Raw genomic sequence first — 20,533 nt, forward strand, 5'->3', positions numbered from 1 at the left:
CCCCCTTTTAAGAAAAAGGCATATCTACCATTATTTCAGCGTCGGTCAGCCCGATCACCTCGTCAATTGTTGAGCCATTCATCAGTTCTTTTAAAATAAAATGATGCCGGCCAACTGCAAGAACTGCTTTTTCAGTAATGATCATATCTACACAGCCTGCTGCTGTTAACGGAAGGGTGCAGGCTTCTGTTAATTTAGGCCTCCCTTTTTGATCGGTATGGCTCATGACGACAACCACTTTTTTCGCTTTTTGGGCGAGCTCCATCGCACCGCCCATGCCTGGCACCTTTTTTCCGGGTACAAGCCAATTCGCAAGGTCTCCCGACTGGCTTACCTGCAAAGCGCCTAGAATCGTAATGTCAATCTTGCCTCTTCTGATCATGGCAAAAGACATCGTTGTATCAAAATAAGATGCTCCCTTTACAGCACGGACAGGGAATCCCGCGGCGTTGCATAAATTTTCATCCTCATTCCCTTTTTCGGGACTTTCGCCAATCCCGAGTACACCGTTTTCCGCCTGCAGCATAACCTGCATGTCAGGCGGCAAAAAGTTCGGCACCAAGGAAGGGATGCCGATACCGAGATTCACCATCATGCCTGGTTTGATTTCAGAAGCAGCCCGTCTGGCGATCTGCTCTCTTTCTGTTACTCCCAAGCCCATTTCCACCTCACCCCTTCGCTTCTCACAACCCCCTCAACAAAAACCCCAGGCGTTACAATCATTTCTTCTGCAATATCACCCATCGGCACAATCGTCTCAGCCTCGGCAAAGGTTCTTTTGGCGGCCATTGCCATAAGCGGATTCATGTTGCGCGCTGTTTTGTCATACGTTAAATTGCCGAATTCATCTGCAATGCAGGCATTGATGAAGGCAAAATCAGCCGTCAGCGCTTCTTCAACCAAGTATTGTTTCCCCGCTACAGACACAATCTCTTTCTTCTCACAAACCATTTGATTATCAATGCCGATATCGGTCAAAATGCCGCCAAGGCCGGATCCGCCGGCGCGAATCCGTTCTGCGAGCGTGCCCTGAGGCGAAAATCGAACCTCTAATGTGCCGTCTGTCATCTGTTTTCCGGCTACAGGATTTGAACCGATATGCGATGCAATCAGTGTCTTGACTCTTTTATTGACAATAAGCGGTCCAATCCCAATCTCCGGGAATCCGGCATCATTGCAAATGACAGTTAATTCTTTCACACCGCTGTCCAATATGGCTTCAATCAAAGAAGGAGGAGAGCCGACTCCTCCGAAGCCGCCAAACATAAGGACCGATCCATCACGCACATCTGCAATTGCCGATTCAATGCTGATCGTTTTTTGAAATGGTGCCATATTGTTTTCAGTCCCTTTTCAGTTTTTTTCAACTTCTGTAACTGTTTCCGAAAAAGTTGATATAAGCTCTTCCATCTCTCCGTCTGAGATTGTGAATGGAGGAGCGATGATTACGGCATCTCCTTCTCCGCTGTCGATTCCAGCCTTGGCAGGATAGACAATGAGCCCGCGTTTTTTTGCTTCGCTGATGATACGCTGGGTCATCGACCGATCTTGCGGAAACACTCGCTTTGTCTTTTTATCAGCCACAAATTCAACGCCTAACAGCAGTCCTTTGCCGCGGACATCCCCAATGATGCCGCTTCGGTGCATCATCTCTTCAAGTTTCTTTTTCAGCTTGAAGCCCTTTTCTTCAGCCTGTTTGATCAAGCCGTGTCTGATAACATAACGCAAAACTTCGAGAGCGGCTTTGGTTGAAAAGGGATGAGCACTGTATGTGTGACCGCTCATAATAACACCTGATCCTTGTTTTATCGTTTGGAGAACCGTATCAGATACAACTGCGGCTGCAATAGGCGCGTAGCCGGCACCGAGTCCCTTTCCAAGCACAGCGATATCAGGAACGGTATGCCAATGCTCTGTCGCAAGCATCCTTCCAGTTCTCCCAAGCCCGGTCATCACTTCATCCGCAATAAACAGCACGCCGTGTAAGCGGCACACCTCTTGCAATCTCTCATAATATCCAGAAGGAGGAGTGATTGCTGCTCCCGCGGCTCCAATAATAGGTTCTGCCACAAAGCCAGCAATAAACTGACTTCCAATTCTTTTAATAGCGGTTTCCAGCTCCTCCGCAGCCGTTTGAACAAAATCTTTTTTTGCCTCTTGATTCAGCCGATATATATGCGGGGCTGAGAGAGCGGGATAACGCTCTAGCAAATGGGTGAACCGGTACCTTCGTTCATAAAATCCCGACAATGAAAGCGCTCCCAAAGTTATTCCGTGGTAACTGCTCCATCGTGAGAGAAAGATGGATTTTTGTGTCTGCTTTTTTTCCTGCCAATATTGAATGGCGATTTTCATTGCCGTTTCTATGGCCTCTGATCCGCTGTTGACAAAAAAAGACCAATTCAAGTCTCCCGGCAGCTGCTCGGCCAGTAAAGCAGCTAATTGCTCCGCCGGCTCACTCGTAAACTGCGAGCGGTATGCAAAAGACACCTTTTCAAGCTGTTCTTTCAGCTGCTCAGTTACTTCCTCAACCCCATGGCCGATATTGCATGTCACCGCACCAGATGAGCCATCAAGATATTTTTTTCCGTTCTGATCATACACATATGTGCCCTTTGCATGACTGACAATCGGATATTCCGCATTAAGCTCTGGCTTAATTAAATAACTGCTCATGCTCCACCTCAAAAACGCCTTTTCTACATTGTATGAGTGTCCAAATAGCGGCATGACGTTCCCTAAAAAATCTTTTTTCGCACAAAAAAAGAGCCCTTCCGAACTTCGAAAGGCTCTTGTGTTATTTCATCTAGCAAATAAAAGCGGCTCCGACGATAATTAATAAAATGAACAAGACAACAATCAATACAAATGTATTTGTCCCGCAGCCAAATCCTCCGTAACCGTATCCATGATATCCATGCATATTGTTTTTCATCCTTTCTTATCACGATATACGGCATTGTATGCGGGCCAAGTCCCAAACGGTTTGTGCAAATGCCCATCTATGTAAGGAAATAATGAAAAACAGTGTGCACCCGCTCAAATTTTTTAAATTTGAGCTTTTCATAAAAATGAGAGACGCCATCAGAATTTGAGGCCACTAAATAAGCATCGTCCATTCCTGAAGATTTGGCAATGGACAGCATCTCACCCACAAGAATACTGCCGTAGCCCCTTCTTTGAAACTGATCCAATATCGCCACCTCTTCAATTTTCGCCGTTTTCTCTTGCGAATCAATAAAAAGTTCCCCGCAGCCAATCGGTATGTTCTGTGATGAATCGCTGTAACAAACGACAAGCAAAATCGTACCCGCTTTGTAAAAAGGATATTTTCTTACTAATTTTTGTTCTGCGGTTGCCTCTCCTATATAAAGCGAGTCATAAATTTTCATGATAGAAGAACCGTCACTAAGACTCTTTGCCGTCCCCCATGCCGTGAAAGGATGTCCCGTCTGTCCCTTCCAGTCTCCAAGCTTCATGCAGTATAACAGCTCATCTTCAACCACAAAACCGCTTTTCACAAGCGATTGCTTCAAAACAAGCGGAAAAACATGCTGAGGAGACGCTTTTAAATGGATATAATTCGCATCAAGCAGCTTCGGTACGGACGGCAAAAAATCAGGTATACGCTCCAATGGAAATGTATCATGAAGCTGTACAAAATTATGAGAAAAAATTTGCGGCAGCTTGGAATCTTTATATACACTGTAATGACCAAACAACTTCGATTCAGACGTTAACGATAGATATTGATGCTCCGTTTTTGAATAATGTCCTGTCATGAATGTCTCCTTTTTATGACCTATACATTTACTCGATTGCAATATTTAATTTCTTTATAATCTCATCGTACACCGGATAAAACGGCTTTCCAATTGGAAATTGCTGAATATTCCGGAAAGAAGCGGGTATTGGTTTCTGCTGCAAAAAGAATTTCCTCACTACTTGCTCGCTGATTGGATGAAAAACACCGTTTAGAAATAGAAACCGCTCGCGTTCTATAAAAAACAGTCTTCGTCCAGGCGGATTTGCGATCACCCCAGATCTGTCCCGCGTGATAGGCGGCCCTTCCTGCAAATCCTCAAGCACTTCTTTTTCAATCGTCAAAATATCTTTTCTTTTAAATTGATAAAATTGAAAAGCATGCTGACTTTCTATCCGTCTTTTTTTACCGGCGTCAATGTAAAATACTGCAGGCTGGTCAGGTTCTTTTACCAAAACATAATTCGGAATGTTTAAACATTTTCCCGTATGATATTGAAATAAATACGGATCGGGGATAACAACAGTCCGATCCAGATACACTGAACTCCATCTCTCCCCCACAGGATGCCGCACACCTTGATCAAGAAAATACACATGTTGATCAGATCCTTTTACAAACGTGCCGTCAATCAAATCGGCGGGCAGAAACTGATAAGCGTTTTGAAAGGAATTCGGAGTCTTATACGTTGTATCTAATACTTCATTTATCGGCAGGAACGGGGCAAATGTGTTTACTCTCATCCAAAAAATTGAGTCGCCGTGATTCCAATGCATCATATCATCGTCCCAATAGCTTCCATATTTATCTTTGATCCGATCAAGCAACGAACGGCGATGCATAACAGAGCAATGATCGACTTGAAAAGCGGCTTGATCAAGCACCGCATTGGCATCTCTGTAAAAATGGGAAATTTCCTCTCCTCTTTCGTTTACATGAACAACTTTTTGTTTTGAATAGACTGCCTGTGCTTCAGGATGGCACAAAAATGTCTGCACCATACGGCTCAGCCGATCAGGATGATAAACTGTATCATCGGTGAGATAAGAAATGTAGTCGCCTGCGGCAAATGGAAGAGCGTTATTAATTAATGTGGCATAACGGGTTGTTTTTAATCGATTTTGAGGATGGACGAAGCTGTTTTTATAACGAATGCGCTGATCATGAAGGTACTTGTGAATCACCGCAATCGTTTTCTCGTTTGAATGGTCATCCATGACAAAAAGCTCCCAATTGCTATGAGTTTGATTGATGACACTCTCAATCGCCATTTGCAGATAATCAGGTTTGTTATAACTCGTTAAAATAATGGAAATTTTGTCCCCCATCTCTGCAAGCCTCCTATTGTCACACATGAAAACAGCTCCGCAGCAAGCAGAGCCTCTGTCATCATGTAAAAAGCACACCAACTTACAATAGCAACATTTGATCCCGTTTGATTTAGCGGCTTCTGAAAAATAACCAAATCAGCCAGGACTTTTTACGATACATTTTGAAGCGTATCTCCATTGATCAGATTGACTCTTGAAATCGGCACACCAAGCTCTTTAACAACTACGAGCTGGCGTCTGTGATCAAATGGATTTCCGTCTGAAGCTGTTTGACGTATAAGCAGAATGAATAAAATGCAATTCGTCGTCATTTTCTTCTTGGTTCACTTTGTTTTCTAAATCCAAACTTCCCTCTCTCCCTTACCCTCTGTTTCACAATATGAACATGCTGTCAATTGCGGTATAGGCAATGTCCATCCATAGAAGAAAATCAGCATTTTCCTTAAATATATGAAAAATAGCTCAGGTACGGCGTTCGACTCATACCAATTGCCAATCAGAAGAATATGATTAAACGTGAGTTCAATAATTAATAGGAGGTGTATGTGTTGAGCAGTGAAAATGCGCAATTAAAAAAGGATATTATTAAAAGCCTTTTAAGCCCTTTATTTACAAATGCAACAGAAGGAGGAGAAAACGTGAATAATAACCTTAAAGAATTACTTGAAGCTGCTGTTGATAAAAAAGTTGACGAAAGCGAAACGGTTACTGCTGAATCTGTTTTAGATCCTTCCCTTCCTGCAAGATGGATTTTTGCCAGAATTACACCTGGCACTACCATCAGCATTGTGACAGATTCCGGTGACATGATCGGTCCGGTTGTCTTTGTTGCTTTTGATCAAGTCCACGGCATCGTATTTGTCACACAGGAAAGCTCTGTAACTCCGCCAGGTCAAGCGACAACATTGATTGATGTAGATAAAGTAGAAAGCGTTACATTCTTTTCATAACCTCTGATGAAAGTTTTGTATATCCAGTCGGGATATGGAGGAATATACAGTTATTTTGACCGCTGGGCTGAAGAATGCTTTCGGCACGCTCAGACAGAATACATGGCTGCAGATACACCAGACACCGAATCGCTGTCACGCATTGAAACGTTTCAGCCGGACTTCGCACTCATGATGGTTGGAGTTCACGTTCCTCACGACTGGCTGACCTGGTTAAAGGGTAAGGGTATTCCCGTATATGTTTGGCTGACAGAAGATCCATTTTATATTGATATCAGTCTTCAGGTGATAAAGCACGCTGACGCGGTTTTAACAATTGACCAAAATGCTGCTCTCTATTATCAGGAGCTTGGTTATCAGCATATCTATTATGCTCCGATTCCTGTTAATCATCGGCTGTTTAAAAAAATGGACACCGAACATTCCTTTCATTCACAATTGCTTATCATCGGCTATCCTTACCCTAATCGGGTTCAGCTTGTGAAAGAAGCGGCATATCTCCCGTACACCATTCGGGTCATCGGAAAGGAATGGAGAAAATACCTGCCTAAAAAAGTACTCAAACAGCCGCATATAGATGTAGTCAGCACATGGGTTCCGCCTGAACAGGCCGTTCATTATTATAACGGGGCAGACATCGTGATCAATCCGCATCGGCCGTATCATTTTACGTTCAACAAAAATAAAAGCCGCATTAAAAATACAAGCTTTAATAACCGCACCTTTGATATCGCTGCATGCGAAGCATTTCAACTAGTGGATCTCCCCGCGGCACATCCTTTTTCATCCTTTATTTCTTATCACAGCATCAACGACTTTAAGGAAAAAGCCGCTTTCTATATCAATCATCCTGAGGAACGAAACAAAGCTGCGGCGTTAAATTACAAAGAGACCGTTCCTGCTCATACATTTGATGAGCTTCCCGCAAAACTGAAAGCCATTCATCTGGCGCTTTCTTGAAAAATCGTTCATTTCATATGAACGATTTTTTCATGCACATAAAAAAGCAGCCGAAAATAGGCTGCTTCTTTATTCATCAGATCTGTCCTTCAGCTTCCTTGGATTTACCTGTTTATTCAGATCAGGTTTTCCGCCTAGATGCTGAGAAATCTGTTCCCATGATACAATTTTGAAATTTTGATTGACAGCTTGTCCATTTTCTGTATTTTCTCCGTCCTGCGCTACAAAAATGCCGTACGGATATTTTGGCCCCAGCCCGAAACCAAGAACATCAATACCGTCAGTATCACTCGTCCCGTCTATTTTCTCGCCATCCGTAATTTCAAAATTGGCAATATACCGATTGCCTCCCTGTCTTTCATACAACGCATAGCTGTTATTGCCTTGGCTTGAGGCGATAAGATAACCTTTTCCGTCCGGCGCATAATAAATGGTCAAGCCCTCAATATCAGCTGTCAAATGCTTTCCAGAAGCATGATCAATGACTTTGCCCTGCGATCCTCCAGATGGTTCAGCATTAAATTTCCAAATCGCTGTGTCTTCCTCCGCTATATAGAGATTCCCGTACTCGTCATCTGCGACGAGACCTTCAGTTTGTGAATGTAATTTGAATTGCCGCACTTTTTTCCCTGTTACATATCCCTTCCCATTGTCGGCAATTTCATACTGCTCGAACTCTCCTTGCTTTCCCGTTACCAAAGCATAAAATGCCCCTGTTTTTTGGCTGTGATACAGGCTGAAACCGTAAACTTCAGAAATATCAGTGGAAATAGGATGTTTTGGGTCTGTGATGCTTTTCAATTCACCTTTTTCCCCATCAATGGCGTAAACTTCAATCGAATTTTTTCCTTCTGTCCGGTTTGAAGCAGCGGCAATGTCAATCTGTTTGCCGTTGAACGGAAAATCATAACGCAGATCGACATTATTCAGCTTGCCAAACTCGTAAGAATTGATCTGTTTGCCGTCCAAATCATACACGACTAACCCGGACTTCTTGTTTGTCGTTATCAATTTGCTTTTTTCCGGATGCTTTGCATCAACCCAAATGGACGGATCATCCGCTGCGTCATCTCCTGAAGCAACCGGGTCAGTCTCTCCCTTTGCCGTCACTTTGAAATGATTCACTTCATCAGCCTGATGAGCCGATACCGAGTTTGCAGATAGGCTAAGCAATAAACCCGCAGCGGCACTAAACAGTATAGTTTTTGGATACTTCATTTTACAGCCTCCTTATTTTAACCTTCATTTCTTATTGTAAAATATATGAAGTTGAAGAATAGTGAGACAATCGAACCTTTTTTTCGAGTGTTTCTGATTCAAAAGAGAGCTTTTTATATGGACGTGATAAGATCATATGGGACCTGTTTATATGGAGCGAAAAAAGATCATATGAAAATTTAGTACACTGTTTATTTAGTTAGATTAAGCCAATCTCTTCATTTTCTATTAAAAAAGACACCTTGTGACATCATCATTCCCCTAAATTTCGTTTTATTGGTTGCTTTCATTAACTCGATTAAAATGTTGAACATATAATGCATGGTAGAGAAACGAGAGTTGGAGGATAAGCCATGCCTAAACAGCAAACAGCAGAACTAAAACCATTTTTCCATAACAAAACAGTTTTAGTCACTGGCGGAACGGGTTCAATCGGAAGTCAAATTGTCAAACGCCTTTTGCTGCTTACACCAAAAAAGATCATTGTATTCAGCAAAGACGACAGTAAACAGTATGTAATGAGTCAAAAGTATGCGGAGGATCAGCGGCTTTCATTTATACTTGGAGATGTGCGCGACCACCGGAGAGTGAATCAGGTGATGACAGGTGTCGATATCGTCTTTCACGCAGCAGCGCTGAAACAGGTACCTACATGCGAAGACAATCCGTTTGAAGCGATCCAGACCAATCTCATCGGCGGACAGAATGTAGTGGAGGCCGCCCTAATCAATGGAGTACAGCATGTCATCAATATCAGTACAGACAAAGCTGTGTCCCCTGTAAACACAATGGGTGCCACTAAGCTGTTATCTGAAAAGCTGTTTCATCAAGCTAACCGCCACGTTCAAAATAGAGGAACTGTTTTTTGTTCCGTCCGTTTCGGAAATGTTCTCGGCTCAAGAGGTTCAGTCATCCCTATTTTATTTGAACAGATGATGGAGGGTGAACCGCTGACCATCACAGACAAGAACATGACCAGATTTTTTATGTCTATTGATGATGCAGCCACACTGACACTGCAATCAGCCGCTATAACCACAGGCGGAGAAACTTTTATTTTTAAAATGGAATCACTGAAACTCGAGGAATTGATTCATGGATTTGAAGAATACGCAGCGCAGCACGGTCTCCCGCGCCCGGCCGCAATAGAAGTCGGCAAGCGTCCAGGTGAAAAGCTTCACGAAGAATTGACATCTCCCCACGAAGTAGAGTCACTATATGAATGGGGCAACCTATATGCTATCCTCCCAGAACCTGAAAAACATCCTGATTTTCGCAAAGTCAATTTGCCCGGATATCAGTCTGATCAGGCTCCTCTTATTACAAAAGACAGAATTGCCCAAATTATCGAAGACCTGCATAAAGAAAAAAAGGCATAAAACAAGCCTGTCTATCCATTAGGCAGGCTTGTTTTTTTCTTGCATTTTATTTGTCAAATAGGTGCTGATAGCTTTCATATCCCTCTTCTTTGAGCTTATCCTTAGGAATAAACCGCAGCGCCGCAGAATTAATGCAGTAACGAAGTCCGCTAGGCCCAGGTCCGTCATTAAATACATGTCCCAGATGGGAATCGGCTGTTCGGCTTCTGACTTCTGTCCGAATCATTCCGTGGCTCGTATCCTGTTTTTCTTCTACTTCTTCTTCCTCAATCGGCTTTGTAAAGCTTGGCCAGCCGCAATGGGAATCAAATTTATCCTTGGAGGTAAACAAAGGCTTTCCTGACACAATGTCAACATAAAGCCCTTCTTCCTTATGATCCCAATACTCATTTTGAAACGGCGGCTCCGTTCCGTTATTTTGTGTGACCTCGTATTGCATACGGTTTAATGACTTTATTCTTTCTTCTTTATTTAGCGTCATTTATTTCGCCCCCCAATGCTCACTGATAAATCCAGATCTTCCGGAGCCTGTCCGGTAACGCTGATAATGCCCTGGATTCTTTTTATAAAAATGCTGATGGTAATCTTCCGCTTCATAGAATGGTTCAGCCTTTAAAATGTCTGTCACGATAGGATCTTTAAAAATGCCGCTTTCCGCCAGCCGCTGTTTTGATGCTTCGGCAAGCTCCTTTTGTTTTTCATGATGATAAAAAATCGCTGCACGGTAAGAGCTGCCGCGATCAGCGAACTGGCCGCCTGCATCTGTCGGATCAATTTGCTGCCAGAACAGCTCTAATAGCTTTTCATAAGGGAATACATCAGGCTCAAACGTGATTTGTACAGCTTCACGATGCCCTGTTGTTTCGCTGCATACTTCTTCATACGTAGGGTTTTCAGTATGGCCGCCTGTATACCCGGACACCACTTTTTCAATTCCCGGCTGTTCGTCAAATGGTTTGACCATACACCAAAAACAGCCGCCTGCAAATGTGGCGAGTTCTTTTTTTTCAGACATACTGGTGCCTCCTTTGTTAATACGTGGTATTATTATATTATAGCATGTAAAAATAGAATGAAAATGATTCTGCTTTTCAATAAAAATCTATAGGTTTTGAGTATTAGCAATTATGTAATGGGGGTTCACAAATTTGAAAGTAAGAACACAAATGATGTATGATATGGAAACTTTACTCCGTAAAGTTTTTAAACAAATACGCAATGAAATCAACGATATTCTAGATAAAGAGCTTTCGCGGAATGAATTTACCATTTTGCGCATTCTAAGTGAACAGGGACCTAAGAAAGTGACGGAATTTGCGCCCATTTTGGAAGTATCGGCAAGCCATATTACCGCAGTGACTGACGCGCTGGTAGAAAAAGAATGGATCACGAGAATCAGATCGAAGGAAGATCGGCGGATCATCCGCATCCATATCACTGAAGCAGGTGAAAAAATCGTTCAGCATTTCAATGAGAAAAAAACTGAATATTTCTTTAAACGCTTTGATTGTTATACGGATACTGAACTCGCCACATTAATCGAGCTTTTCAGCAAACTTGATAAAAAACGGTAAAAAAAGCACATACCCATTTAGGGTATGTGCTTTTCCAGCGCCTTTCTTATCTTTCAGTAAACAATTTCATCGTTTTCCAACGGCCGTATCTGTAGTACAAAAACGCCGCACAGCTGCTGAATAAGAAACTCATACCGATTCCGAGACCGATCCCTTTCTGTCCAAGCCAAGCTGAAAACAGAGCCGTGAAAGGATATCTCAAAACCCAAAAAGAAATCAAATTTAAAACCAAAACCTGCATCATTGCACCAGCGGCTCTGACAATTCCGTTCAGTACAAAATTAATACCGATAAAGGGATAGAAAAACGCAATCCACCGCAAATATTGTTCACCAAACGCTACCGCGTCAGGCTCACTAATAAATAACCTCATCAAGTATTTTCCAAATAACCAAATGATAATAGCAATGACGAGCATGCAAGAAAAAACAGACATCACACCAAGCTTCGCAATCGATTCCACTCTTTTATAGTTTCCGAGCCCGATATTTTGTCCCGCCATGCTGTTGACCGCCGTACCGGCCGCCATAGCCGGAAGTGTGATGATGCTGTCCAGCCGCTGCACCGCGCCAAATCCAGAGACCACATGCTCTCCATAGGAGTTGACGACGCTCATGATCGCCATCATTCCGCCTGTAATCACCATCATCTGCAGACCGGCGGGAATACCAAGTTTCAGAATCAAAGCAGTCTCTTCCCACTTAGGTGCTCTTGGCATAGAAAACGGAACCAGCTGATGTTTGATGACATAAAACAAACCGTAAAGAAACGCAATGCCCTGTGACAAAACAGTTGAATAAGCTGCTCCCGCAATCCCCATGCGGAAAACAGAAATAAAGAGCGGTGCCAGCACAGCATTCAGCACAACGGCAAAAGCGATGAACCGCAGCGGTGTTTTGCTGTCGCCTAGCGCCCGAAGAACCGTACTGATAAAGTTATAACCAAACAAAAACAGTATGCCGATAAATTGAATCTGCAAATAGATCTCGGCAAGCGGAATCATGGACTCCGGCGTTTGCAGAAGACGCAGCAATGGTTCTGACAGGAAAAAACCGGCTGCGCCGAACCCTATGCTTAAGCCTGTTAATAAAACCACAAAGGCATTTATATACGACGCCATTCCTTTCTCATCATCTTTTCCCTTTTGCTGAGACAGAATGGTTAAGGTCGCATTATTAAGTCCCAAAATAAAAGACAGCACGGTTAAAACAATCGTGCTTGATACCGCGGCCGCGCCAAGCGCTTTTGCACCCAGCAAATTGCCGACCCATAAACTGTCTATGAATTGAAAAGAAACCTGCAGAGCATTTCCCAGCATAATAGGCATCGAAAACAGGATAAGCTGCCTCAGCACGTTTCCCTTCGTAAAATCGTATGCTTTCATTTCTTCTCCTTGTTCTCTTGTATTTTCGTTCAGCCGCATGAAAAAAGAGACGGTGCAGCATGTCTCTTTTTTTCATGATTTATCGGTTTTTTTTCGGTCTTTCATGCCAAATGTAAACACCATCACACTCAAAAACAATGCGCAGTACGAAATGTTCAAGTACATTTGATCCATATCCTCAGCCGCCAGATGATGATAAGCCAGCCAGCCGAAGTAAAGGGAAAACGTAAATGATAACAAACTGAAATACTGGTAAATCCGCTTCATTTCAGTCACCTCTATTGTTTAGGATGGTAATAGGAAAACTCAATTTCATCTTTTTCTAAATTAATTTTATCTGCTTTGACATACATACCGTTCGTTAATGGCATTTCAGACAAACGAACCTCAATGCTTTTATCGCCGGGATGAACATGCACAAAGGATGGAAGTTCATAGAAGCTGTCCATATAATTTAACACAAAGCTAATAGGAATACTCAATTTCCCTAAGGAAAATTTCGTTACATTCAGCTCGACATCGCCATTCTTTTTCACGGTCGGCTCAAATGCGATAAACGCGTCAATTGACGTGGAAAAAGCCTTGATTTTCCCTGCCACATGGACATCATCATCGATATCCACTTTGTAATCAAGCTGATTTGACGCTTTCTCGTTTAAATATGAGTTGACAAACGCAGCTAAGGATTCTTTTGTGCTTGTCACTTGAAATCCGTACTCGCTTTTAGAGGTATCCTCTACCTCAGCTTGCTTGCCCGGCAGCATGACCAGCGTCACAAATCCTACTGCTAGCACAATATTGATGGCAAGCAATATAAAAAACAGTCGTTTCCAGTTATTCATGATTTCACCCTACTCTTTCGGTAATCCTTCTTTTTCAATTGCTTGATAGACCCGCTTCGCTATTAAGGAATAACCCGTTCCATTAGGATGAAAATCATCTTCCTCAGAAATTCGTTTACTGTCACTTTTTTGATTGAACAAGTCTTCTATATTAATGATTTTTGCATGTTTATCTTTTTTCAGCTCTTTTTGAGCAATATTGTTCCAATCAGTGACTACCCCGTTTAATTCCTGTAATTCAGATAAAGTAAATGTAAACGGATTATACATGCTGACATAAATCAGCTCTGCGTGATTATTCAGCGCGCGGATTTCTGAAATGATTTTTTTAAAACGCTTTTCGTACGGCTTTTCCTCTTCCTGAAACGGTTCGACGGTTAATTGCAGGAAGTTTTGACGAAGGACCTTCATCAGATCATTACCGCCAATTGTTAAAAAGACATAATCTGCATCTTTTATGCCTTTTTGAACGTTTTTATCTTTTAGTTTCTCTAACAAATCTTCCGAACGATTCCCTTTGACGGCATAATTTTTAACGTCAACCTTTTTGACTTGCTCAATTGACCGGATAGAATCCGCCACCTTGCCGACATATCCCTTGCCCTCAGGATCTCCGACACCTTCTGTAAGCGAATCTCCGACAGCGGCAATGACAATGTGTTCCTTCGTTTTCAGTTCATGGGCTTTTTGTTTTCCCTCAGATGCTGTACGTATGCTCGTACATGCAGTAAGAAGCAAAATCAAACTGGCCATGAGTGCAAAAATGCGCAGTTTCAATCTTGTTGCTCCTCCCCATTCTACTAGTGGAAAGTGTATCATGTTTTAGGAGATTTGAAAATGCCTTGTCTTCGAGATTACTTGAGTTTACTAGCCGCTTTCACATCAGCGATAATGTCATCGTATGGTGTATTTTCTACGCCATTGTAATCTTGCAGCACTTTACCGTCAGGGCCTACTAAATAAAAAGAGGATTGATGAATGACCTGGTCCTGGCCTTCAGGTTTCTTCACGATCGCTTTAAAGCTATCAAACGCAAACGTTTCAATGTCACTTTGACTGTATCCCGTTAGAAAATCCCAGTTATCAAACGATAAAGGATAATTTGCCGCAAATTTTTTCAGCTGCTTCGGGTTATCATTCTCAGGATCAACACTAAATGATACGATACGCACATCTATATTCTCAGCTTTTAATTTCTTTTGAAGATCTGTCATATGAGCCGTCATCGGCGGACACACGGTCTCACAATTGGTGAAAATAAAGTCTGCGAGCCAAACCTTTCCTTTTAAACTGTTTAAAGAAACATTTTTGCCATCTTGGTTTTTAAAAGTAAAAGACTCCACCTCGTAATTAAGCGGATCCTTAATCTGATGTCCTCCGCAGGCACACAAAAGCAGAAAAATCAGCCCCGCCGCCAACCCTTTGATCATCTTCATGCCGTTCACCCTTTCCAGCTTAAAGCGCTTACTAAATGCCGCGCTCACCTTCATGTTTAATTCTATACCCGCAAAAAAAATTCCTGCACGCCCCTTTGTCCGCCTGCGAGCGGCATAGCAAAGGGGACACACAGGAATAAACGGCGTATCACGCGTTGTGTTTTAACACCTCTTGATGAAAAACAGCCTGATAATCAGTCCATTTCATCCGGCGCTTCATATATTGTCGGAAAGAATACACTTTTGTCCTGCTTTTTGATGAAAACACTTCTTTTAAGTAGATCTGCAAATGCTGATTCAGCATAAAGAAATAATGTTCATCTTCCTTTAACACAGGTATTTCTGTCACTTTCACCTGAATCCCGTCGCTGCGTTTGAACTCTAGGCTTTTGAGTAACAAGCTATCAATCCTCATTTTTTGATTGTTTTCTTCTATTATATACAATGCCGGCCGGGCTGTCTGTCATTTTGCGCGGTTGTGCCGAAAAAATCAGATCAGCAGATGGAATAAATCTTGATCCTTATTTACCTCTAAATAATGAAACGCTTTTTTATTCATCCGTTCAATCAGCGGTCCATAGTCAGCTTTGTTTTGAAGCTCAATGCCGACCAGGGCCGGTCCGTTGCTTTTATTGTTTTTCTTCGTATACTCAAATCGTGTAATGTCATCATTCGGCCCAAGAACTTCGTCAAGAAATTCACGGAGTGCACCAGCTCTTTGCGGAAAATTGACGATAAAATAATGCTGAAGGCCTTCGAAAATCATAGACCGCTCCTTCATTTCCTGCATTCTTCCGATATCGTTATTGCCGCCGCTGACAACACATACTACGTTTTTCCCTTTAATTTCTTCCTTATATAAATCCAGTGCCGCGACAGAAAGAGCACCGGCCGGTTCAGCGACAATCGCACATTGATTATACAGTTCAAGAATGGCTGTGCATACCTTCCCTTCTGGCACGAGAAGTATGTCATCTACAACGGTTTCTAGCGCTTGAAAGGTTTCATCACCGATTTTTTTCACAGCCGCTCCGTCCACAAATTTATCAATTTTATCTAACGTGACGACATGTCCAGCTTTGTTAGATTCAAAATATGACGCAGCGCCCGCCGGTTCAACAGCGATTACTTTGGTTTCAGGAGACACGTTTTTCATATACGTGCCGACCCCTGCAAGAAGCCCGCCTCCCCCGACACTTCCAAATAGAAAATGCGGTTCTGTATCAATATCGTTTAAAATTTCGACCGCCAGAGTTCCCTGGCCGGCCATTACATCCGGATCATCAAACGGATGGATAAAGGTGCGGTGTTCCTGCTCACAGCATTCAACTGCGTTTTTATACGCATCATCAAAAGTATCACCTGTCAAAATAATATCGATAAATCCTTTTCCGAACAGTTCAACTTGTGACACTTTTTGTCTTGGTGTTGTGGAAGGCATGAAAATCTTCCCGTGAACGCCCAGGTGCTTACACGAAAACGCTACACCTTGCGCGTGGTTTCCGGCACTTGCGCACACGACTCCGTTTTTAGTCTGCTCGTCAGAGAGCTGCTTCATTTTGTTATAAGCCCCTCTGAGTTTAAAAGATCTGACTACCTGCAAGTCTTCTCGTTTCAAATAAATATTGCATTCGTATCTCTCAGAAAGTCTGTCATTCCTTTGCAGCGGTGTGTGAGTCACAACGTCCTTCACGTTTTGATGAGCCTTTAAAATGTCTTTTACTTGGATGAGAGAGTTTTCTTTAAGCAACGGTTTCATGTACAGATTCCTTTCTTGTTTTAAATCCCTATTTAATATGCCATTATAACATGAATATTCAAATAATAAGACAATTATTTTTATTTAGTAAATAAAAAAATGAATCATATACTAAGTTCCCCGCACCGTGATAACATCTGCGTGACCTGTATCCAGCAGCCTAAGAAAAAAGTTTCTTAAAGATAAAAGATGTTTTCATCTGAAAGGCATGCTATAATAGAACCAATTAGAACCAAAAGGAGCCAATAAATGATTACCGCACCTCGACCTTGCACTTTTCATAATCTAATTGGAGAGCATCAACTATTTCTCGAAACAAAACGAGTCGCCTTGCAGTTCGCCCTATCAGAGCTTCCTGTCCTGATCACAGGAAAGGTCGGAACAGGCAAGGATCATTTTGCACAGGCCATACACCAAGGCTCTTCAAGAAACGGCGAACCATTGATCAGTATCAATTGCAGCACCCATTCTGAAGAAAGCCTTGCATACGAGCTTTTTGGCGCTGATGATGCCTTGGGTGCGTTTCAAAAAGCCGCCCGAGGTACACTATTTCTTAATGACGTATGGAGTATGCCGGTTTCTGTACAAGCTAAGCTTCTAGAAGCACTTGACTCAGATGGGGAAAAACCGAGAATCATCTGTGCTTCTGCAATCCCGATAACAGTTGTTCCTGAAAATACATTCAGGCAGGACTTATTTTACAGGCTGAACATTTTAACGCTCACATTGCCGGTGCTGTCCGAGCGAAAAAGCGATATCCCCCTTTTGACCCAGTATTTCCTTTCTGAATCAGGGCAGCAATTGTTAATTGATCCCTCAGTCTTTCCGCTGCTTGAACAGCATCCCTTTGATGGGAATGTAAGAGAATTGAAAAACGCTGCAGATTATATGGCGGCTGTATCAAGCGGAGGAACCATTCATCCGTATGATGTGCCGCCGTATATACGGGACGGGCTAAATGAAAAAACGACGAAGAAAAAAGCGAAGCTTCTGACTTTAATGGAAAAAGCCGAGTTTCTGTTTATTTTGGAAACCATAAAAGTGTTAAATGAAAAAGGCGAACCGGCAAGCAGACGGATCATCTCTGAAAGCAGCAAAAACAGCCAAATCTCTTTAACGCCGCAGCAGGTCAGAAGCCGTCTCGATTATTTGGAGAAGAAAGAGTATGTGACAAAAAGCCGCGGACGTGCGGGCACGAAAATCACTTTAGAAGGGCTGAATTTTTTAGAAACGCTGCAAAAACAGATGATGTAGCAGCTAAAGAGAGGAGAATGTACGTGTATACAATAAAAGAAGAGATCGCCAACGCCATTACCCACGGCATCGGTGTGTTCTTATCCATACCAGCATTAGTGTTTCTCATTATATTTGCGGCTAATTACGGGTCCGCATGGGATATCGTCAGTTTTACCATATTTGGTGTTTCCATGCTGCTGCTTTATTTGAGCTCCACCCTGCTTCACAGCATTCAGCACAAAAAGACGAAAGATATCTTGGAGATTATTGACCATAGCGCCATTTACGTGTTGATTGCCGGAACCTATACCCCTTTTCTGCTTGGACCGTTAAAAGGCACACTCGGCTTCACCCTGCTCATCATCGTTTGGGCGCTAGCCCTTGGCGGAATCGTATTCAAAATTTTCTTCGTAAAACGCTTTATCATTTTATCTACCTTGATGTATTTATTAATGGGATGGCTAATGATTATCGCGGTTAAGCCTTTATATGCTTCACTGACAGGAGCTGGATTCAGCCTTCTTTTACTTGGCGGTCTGTTGTATTCAGCCGGAACGATCTTTTATATTTGGAGAAAGATCCCCTTCCATCATGCCATTTGGCACAGCTTTGTTTTAGGCGGGAGTGCAGCGATGTTTTTCTGCGTGCTGTTCTATTGTGTGAAAGTGCCGTTTTTATCCTAATGAAAAAGCGCAGTCTCAGTGACTGCGCTTTTTTAGGCCCGTAATTGCTTCTCACTTGCCGGTATATAAGCCTTGGAAAATGACACTTCTATATCTGCTGGCTTTAAGCGTTTAACAAGCGATCCCTTCAGCAGTTCATCGGTTCCTTTCGTTTCCACCATTACAACCGGAAGGCTGCAGCGGGCTGCAAGTTCCAATGGATTGATACAGCCATCTAAAGAAAGAATCATGCTTTGGCCTTTTTCTAATTGGGTCAAAATATTTTCATATACCATTTCTGAACTGCTCTCTCGAATGACATTCATCCGTTCAAGCCATTGTCTGATAATCGGTAAACGAAACACTTTGGGATTTGCGATAAATCCGGCTGGTTCTTCAATATACCCGGCAATCAAAGCAAGTTCAGGCAATCCTAAACGAGAATGCACATACAAAACAGGACCGCTCGGTATCGGCTCTGGCTGATGAATGGTGATGACAGATCCTGAAATGCCGATACAGCCTTCCAAAAATGCCTTTGGCTGCTCGTAAACGAGCGTCATCTGTTTTTTGTATGACAGACGCGGATCCAGCATTCTTTGATTAAACAATTGTTTTATATTTTTTAACAGCATATACATAATGTAAATCACTAGACAGCTGTAGCGAATCAATTAAAATCCTCCCGCTTCAGATGATACATTCTTTTTTTCATACACTAAAAATTCATAATCATACGGATTTTTTTCGTCCTTAGTCCCTTGCTCAGAAGAAACAAGTTTCCATTTGCTCTCATCAAATTCAGGAAAGTAGCGGTCTCCATCAAACTGGTGATGAATTTTTGTCATATACAGCCTGTCCGCATAAGGGAACAGCGCTGTGTAAAGCTGTGCGCCTCCGATCACGAAGCATTCCTCAGTATCTGAGGTAGTCTGGAGCACATCTTCTATTGAACTGACGACGGTACAACCGGGAAATTCTGAAATGTGTGCAGAAGTCACAACAATATTTTTCCGATTCGGAAGCGGACGTCCAATTGATTCATATGTTTTTCGCCCCATGATGATTGAATGTCCTGAGGTTATTTTTTTAAAGTATGCAAGGTCATTCGGCAAATGCCACGGCAAATCATTGTCCTTCCCGATAAGCCGGTTGGCATCCATCGCGAAAATGAATGAAATCATACGCTGACCGCTCCTTTAATATGCGGATGCGGATTGTAATCTTCAATGATAAAGTCTTCAAACGTAAAGCCGAAAATCGAATCAACCTCTCTGGCAAAACGAAGCTTCGGCAGCGGGCGGACATCTCTGGTCAGCTGCAAGTTAACCTGTTCAATGTGATTTTGATAAATATGAACATCGCCGAATGTATGAATAAACTCGCCCGGCTCAAGCCCTGTTACATGCGCGATCATCATCGTAAGCAGCGCATAAGAAGCTATATTAAACGGCACACCGAGGAAAACATCGGCTGAGCGCTGATAAAGCTGGCAGGACAGCTTGCCGTCAGATACATAAAATTGGAACAGGCAGTGGCACGGAGGCAAGGCCATTTTATCGATTTCACCAACATTCCACGCACTGACGATTAAACGTCTTGAGTTCGGATTTGTTTTAATATCTTCCACAAGTCGTGAAATTTGATCAATGGTTTCTCCATCAGCTCCCCGCCACGAACGCCATTGCGAACCATATACAGGTCCGAGTTCGCCGTTTTCATCAGCCCACTCATTCCAAATACGCACTCCGTTTTCCTGGAGATAGCGTACATTGGTATCACCCTTTAAAAACCAAAGCAGCTCATGCGCAATTGATTTAAAGTGAAGTTTTTTTGTGGTCAGCATCGGGAAGCCTTCCTGTAAATTAAATCTCATTTGATAACCGAAGGTGCTGATTGTTCCGGTTCCTGTACGGTCGCCCTTTTTTTCACCATGATCTAAAACATGTCGGCATAATTCTTTATATTGTTTCATTTTATTCATCCTTTAAAAGTAGTCTTATAGTAGTGTAACACAATAAAAAATCATTTCTGAACCC

Annotated in this window: 25 protein-coding genes and 1 pseudogene; 6 read left to right on the plus strand and 20 right to left on the minus strand. The window is 42.6% G+C overall.

Going from position 1 to position 20,533, the window contains the following annotated elements:
- Positions 1–7: 7 nt before the first annotated feature.
- From P3L57_RS10755 to P3L57_RS10785, 7 genes and pseudogenes are all read right to left on the minus strand, one after another.
- Positions 8–661 (minus strand): 3-oxoacid CoA-transferase subunit B, encoded by a 654-nt coding sequence (locus P3L57_RS10755; RefSeq protein WP_059293293.1) that lies wholly within the window; start codon positions 659–661, stop codon positions 8–10.
- The gene (locus P3L57_RS10760; protein ID WP_044155490.1) at positions 646–1,335 is read right to left on the minus strand and encodes a CoA transferase subunit A; all 690 of its coding nucleotides are present in this window, start codon (positions 1,333–1,335) and stop codon (positions 646–648) included. The genes P3L57_RS10755 and P3L57_RS10760 overlap by 16 nt, the downstream gene beginning before the upstream one ends.
- A gap of 18 nt (positions 1,336–1,353) precedes the next feature.
- Positions 1,354–2,676, minus strand: a complete 1,323-nt coding sequence (locus P3L57_RS10765; protein WP_059293294.1) for an aspartate aminotransferase family protein — start codon at positions 2,674–2,676, stop codon at positions 1,354–1,356.
- A 130-nt stretch (positions 2,677–2,806) separates the two neighbouring features.
- Entirely contained in the window at positions 2,807–2,923 is a 117-nt protein-coding gene (locus P3L57_RS10770; RefSeq protein ID WP_044155488.1) for a YjcZ family sporulation protein, read from the minus strand.
- A 79-nt stretch (positions 2,924–3,002) separates the two neighbouring features.
- Positions 3,003–3,782 carry a spore maturation N-acetyltransferase CgeE gene (locus P3L57_RS10775; protein ID WP_059293295.1) on the minus strand — a complete coding sequence of 260 codons (780 nt, stop codon included), beginning with the start codon at positions 3,780–3,782 and terminating at the stop codon, positions 3,003–3,005.
- 28 nt (positions 3,783–3,810) lie between these two features.
- A complete protein-coding gene (locus tag P3L57_RS10780) occupies positions 3,811–5,091 on the minus strand; it encodes a spore maturation glycosyltransferase CgeD (RefSeq protein WP_059293296.1) in 1,281 nt (426 codons plus the stop codon).
- A 68-nt stretch (positions 5,092–5,159) separates the two neighbouring features.
- Positions 5,160–5,439 (minus strand): annotated as a pseudogene (locus P3L57_RS10785) (spore maturation protein CgeC); the annotation flags it as partial.
- A 203-nt stretch (positions 5,440–5,642) separates the two neighbouring features.
- Between P3L57_RS10785 and cgeA the strand changes: the two are divergent.
- Together cgeA and P3L57_RS10795 are read left to right on the plus strand one after the other, a co-directional pair.
- On the plus strand, positions 5,643–6,044 hold the full coding sequence (cgeA, locus tag P3L57_RS10790) for a spore crust protein CgeA (protein ID WP_024121772.1): 402 nt from the start codon (positions 5,643–5,645) through the stop codon (positions 6,042–6,044).
- Positions 6,045–6,050: 6 nt separating this feature from the next.
- Positions 6,051–7,004: a spore maturation protein CgeB gene (locus P3L57_RS10795; protein ID WP_059293297.1), complete on the plus strand. Its 954-nt coding sequence runs from the start codon at positions 6,051–6,053 to the stop codon at positions 7,002–7,004.
- A 69-nt stretch (positions 7,005–7,073) separates the two neighbouring features.
- Here the strand turns inward: P3L57_RS10795 and P3L57_RS10800 are convergent, their stop codons facing one another.
- Positions 7,074–8,222, minus strand: coding sequence for a phytase (locus P3L57_RS10800; protein WP_059293298.1), 1,149 nt, complete (start codon positions 8,220–8,222; stop codon positions 7,074–7,076).
- Positions 8,223–8,575: 353 nt separating this feature from the next.
- On the opposite strand from P3L57_RS10800, the gene P3L57_RS10805 reads away from it, so the two are divergent.
- Positions 8,576–9,601, plus strand: a complete 1,026-nt coding sequence (locus tag P3L57_RS10805; protein ID WP_044155480.1) for an SDR family NAD(P)-dependent oxidoreductase — start codon at positions 8,576–8,578, stop codon at positions 9,599–9,601.
- A gap of 46 nt (positions 9,602–9,647) precedes the next feature.
- Here P3L57_RS10805 and msrB read toward each other — a convergent pair whose 3' ends face one another.
- Both msrB and msrA read right to left on the minus strand, forming a co-directional pair.
- On the minus strand, positions 9,648–10,082 hold the full coding sequence (gene msrB, locus P3L57_RS10810; RefSeq protein WP_024121776.1) for a peptide-methionine (R)-S-oxide reductase MsrB: 435 nt from the start codon (positions 10,080–10,082) through the stop codon (positions 9,648–9,650).
- The gene (gene msrA / locus P3L57_RS10815; RefSeq protein ID WP_069487338.1) at positions 10,083–10,616 is read right to left on the minus strand and encodes a peptide-methionine (S)-S-oxide reductase MsrA; all 534 of its coding nucleotides are present in this window, start codon (positions 10,614–10,616) and stop codon (positions 10,083–10,085) included.
- A gap of 133 nt (positions 10,617–10,749) precedes the next feature.
- Between msrA and P3L57_RS10820 the strand changes: the two genes are divergently transcribed.
- Complete coding sequence (locus tag P3L57_RS10820; RefSeq protein WP_024121778.1) at positions 10,750–11,175, plus strand: MarR family transcriptional regulator; 426 nt, start codon at positions 10,750–10,752, stop codon at positions 11,173–11,175.
- 46 nt (positions 11,176–11,221) lie between these two features.
- Here P3L57_RS10820 and P3L57_RS10825 read toward each other — a convergent pair whose 3' ends face one another.
- The 7 genes from P3L57_RS10825 to ilvA all read right to left on the minus strand — a co-directional run bounded on the left by P3L57_RS10825 (position 11,222) and on the right by ilvA (position 16,596).
- Positions 11,222–12,559, minus strand: coding sequence for an MATE family efflux transporter (locus tag P3L57_RS10825; protein WP_069487412.1), 1,338 nt, complete (start codon positions 12,557–12,559; stop codon positions 11,222–11,224).
- Positions 12,560–12,631: 72 nt separating this feature from the next.
- Positions 12,632–12,826: a protein YpmT gene (ypmT, locus tag P3L57_RS10830; protein WP_044155479.1), complete on the minus strand. Its 195-nt coding sequence runs from the start codon at positions 12,824–12,826 to the stop codon at positions 12,632–12,634.
- An 11-nt stretch (positions 12,827–12,837) separates the two neighbouring features.
- Entirely contained in the window at positions 12,838–13,401 is a 564-nt protein-coding gene (locus P3L57_RS10835; RefSeq protein WP_069487337.1) for a YpmS family protein, read from the minus strand.
- A 9-nt stretch (positions 13,402–13,410) separates the two neighbouring features.
- Entirely contained in the window at positions 13,411–14,178 is a 768-nt protein-coding gene (locus P3L57_RS10840) for an SGNH/GDSL hydrolase family protein (RefSeq protein WP_069487336.1), read from the minus strand.
- 77 nt (positions 14,179–14,255) lie between these two features.
- Complete coding sequence (locus P3L57_RS10845; protein WP_069487411.1) at positions 14,256–14,837, minus strand: SCO family protein; 582 nt, start codon at positions 14,835–14,837, stop codon at positions 14,256–14,258.
- Between the two features lie 148 nt (positions 14,838–14,985).
- Positions 14,986–15,237: a DUF2535 family protein gene (locus P3L57_RS10850; protein WP_059293739.1), complete on the minus strand. Its 252-nt coding sequence runs from the start codon at positions 15,235–15,237 to the stop codon at positions 14,986–14,988.
- Positions 15,238–15,327: 90 nt separating this feature from the next.
- Positions 15,328–16,596 carry a threonine ammonia-lyase IlvA gene (gene ilvA / locus P3L57_RS10855; protein ID WP_044155473.1) on the minus strand — a complete coding sequence of 423 codons (1,269 nt, stop codon included), beginning with the start codon at positions 16,594–16,596 and terminating at the stop codon, positions 15,328–15,330.
- Positions 16,597–16,845: 249 nt separating this feature from the next.
- Here ilvA and P3L57_RS10860 point away from each other — a divergent pair, with 249 nt between their 5' ends.
- Both P3L57_RS10860 and trhA read left to right on the plus strand, forming a co-directional pair.
- Positions 16,846–17,850, plus strand: a complete 1,005-nt coding sequence (locus P3L57_RS10860; protein ID WP_069487335.1) for a sigma 54-interacting transcriptional regulator — start codon at positions 16,846–16,848, stop codon at positions 17,848–17,850.
- Positions 17,851–17,873: 23 nt separating this feature from the next.
- Positions 17,874–18,515 carry a PAQR family membrane homeostasis protein TrhA gene (gene trhA / locus P3L57_RS10865; protein ID WP_044155470.1) on the plus strand — a complete coding sequence of 214 codons (642 nt, stop codon included), beginning with the start codon at positions 17,874–17,876 and terminating at the stop codon, positions 18,513–18,515.
- A gap of 32 nt (positions 18,516–18,547) precedes the next feature.
- Here trhA and P3L57_RS10870 read toward each other — a convergent pair whose 3' ends face one another.
- The 3 genes from P3L57_RS10870 to P3L57_RS10880 are packed head-to-tail and all read right to left on the minus strand — an operon-like array spanning position 18,548 to position 20,469.
- Positions 18,548–19,168 (minus strand): lysophospholipid acyltransferase family protein, encoded by a 621-nt coding sequence (locus P3L57_RS10870; RefSeq protein ID WP_059293737.1) that lies wholly within the window; start codon positions 19,166–19,168, stop codon positions 18,548–18,550.
- A complete protein-coding gene (gene dfrA / locus P3L57_RS10875; RefSeq protein WP_059293736.1) occupies positions 19,169–19,678 on the minus strand; it encodes a dihydrofolate reductase DfrA in 510 nt (169 codons plus the stop codon).
- Positions 19,675–20,469, minus strand: coding sequence for a thymidylate synthase (locus tag P3L57_RS10880; RefSeq protein WP_044155467.1), 795 nt, complete (start codon positions 20,467–20,469; stop codon positions 19,675–19,677). Before P3L57_RS10880 ends, dfrA begins: the two co-directional genes overlap by 4 nt.
- Positions 20,470–20,533 lie beyond the last annotated feature (64 nt).

The sequence above is a fragment of the Bacillus sp. B28 genome, from assembly GCF_029536185.1.
GTDB classification, from domain to species: Bacteria; Bacillota; Bacilli; order Bacillales; family Bacillaceae; genus Bacillus; species Bacillus halotolerans.

Coding starts and splice junctions, on each gene's coding strand:
- P3L57_RS10755 (WP_059293293.1), bottom strand. CDS start 661: ATGGGCTTGGGAGTAACAGAAAGAGAGCAGATCGCCAGACGGGCTGCT.
- P3L57_RS10760 (WP_044155490.1), bottom strand. CDS start 1,335: ATGGCACCATTTCAAAAAACGATCAGCATTGAATCGGCAATTGCAGAT.
- P3L57_RS10765 (WP_059293294.1), bottom strand. CDS start 2,676: ATGAGCAGTTATTTAATTAAGCCAGAGCTTAATGCGGAATATCCGATT.
- P3L57_RS10770 (WP_044155488.1), bottom strand. CDS start 2,923: ATGCATGGATATCATGGATACGGTTACGGAGGATTTGGCTGCGGGACA.
- P3L57_RS10775 (WP_059293295.1), bottom strand. CDS start 3,782: ATGACAGGACATTATTCAAAAACGGAGCATCAATATCTATCGTTAACG.
- P3L57_RS10780 (WP_059293296.1), bottom strand. CDS start 5,091: ATGGGGGACAAAATTTCCATTATTTTAACGAGTTATAACAAACCTGAT.
- P3L57_RS10795 (WP_059293297.1), top strand. CDS start 6,051: ATGAAAGTTTTGTATATCCAGTCGGGATATGGAGGAATATACAGTTAT.
- P3L57_RS10800 (WP_059293298.1), bottom strand. CDS start 8,222: ATGAAGTATCCAAAAACTATACTGTTTAGTGCCGCTGCGGGTTTATTG.
- P3L57_RS10805 (WP_044155480.1), top strand. CDS start 8,576: ATGCCTAAACAGCAAACAGCAGAACTAAAACCATTTTTCCATAACAAA.
- msrB (WP_024121776.1), bottom strand. CDS start 10,082: ATGACGCTAAATAAAGAAGAAAGAATAAAGTCATTAAACCGTATGCAA.
- msrA (WP_069487338.1), bottom strand. CDS start 10,616: ATGTCTGAAAAAAAAGAACTCGCCACATTTGCAGGCGGCTGTTTTTGG.
- P3L57_RS10825 (WP_069487412.1), bottom strand. CDS start 12,559: ATGAAAGCATACGATTTTACGAAGGGAAACGTGCTGAGGCAGCTTATC.
- ypmT (WP_044155479.1), bottom strand. CDS start 12,826: ATGAAGCGGATTTACCAGTATTTCAGTTTGTTATCATTTACGTTTTCC.
- P3L57_RS10835 (WP_069487337.1), bottom strand. CDS start 13,401: ATGAATAACTGGAAACGACTGTTTTTTATATTGCTTGCCATCAATATT.
- P3L57_RS10845 (WP_069487411.1), bottom strand. CDS start 14,837: ATGAAGATGATCAAAGGGTTGGCGGCGGGGCTGATTTTTCTGCTTTTG.
- ilvA (WP_044155473.1), bottom strand. CDS start 16,596: ATGAAACCGTTGCTTAAAGAAAACTCTCTCATCCAAGTAAAAGACATT.
- P3L57_RS10860 (WP_069487335.1), top strand. CDS start 16,846: ATGATTACCGCACCTCGACCTTGCACTTTTCATAATCTAATTGGAGAG.
- dfrA (WP_059293736.1), bottom strand. CDS start 19,678: ATGATTTCATTCATTTTCGCGATGGATGCCAACCGGCTTATCGGGAAG.
- P3L57_RS10880 (WP_044155467.1), bottom strand. CDS start 20,469: ATGAAACAATATAAAGAATTATGCCGACATGTTTTAGATCATGGTGAA.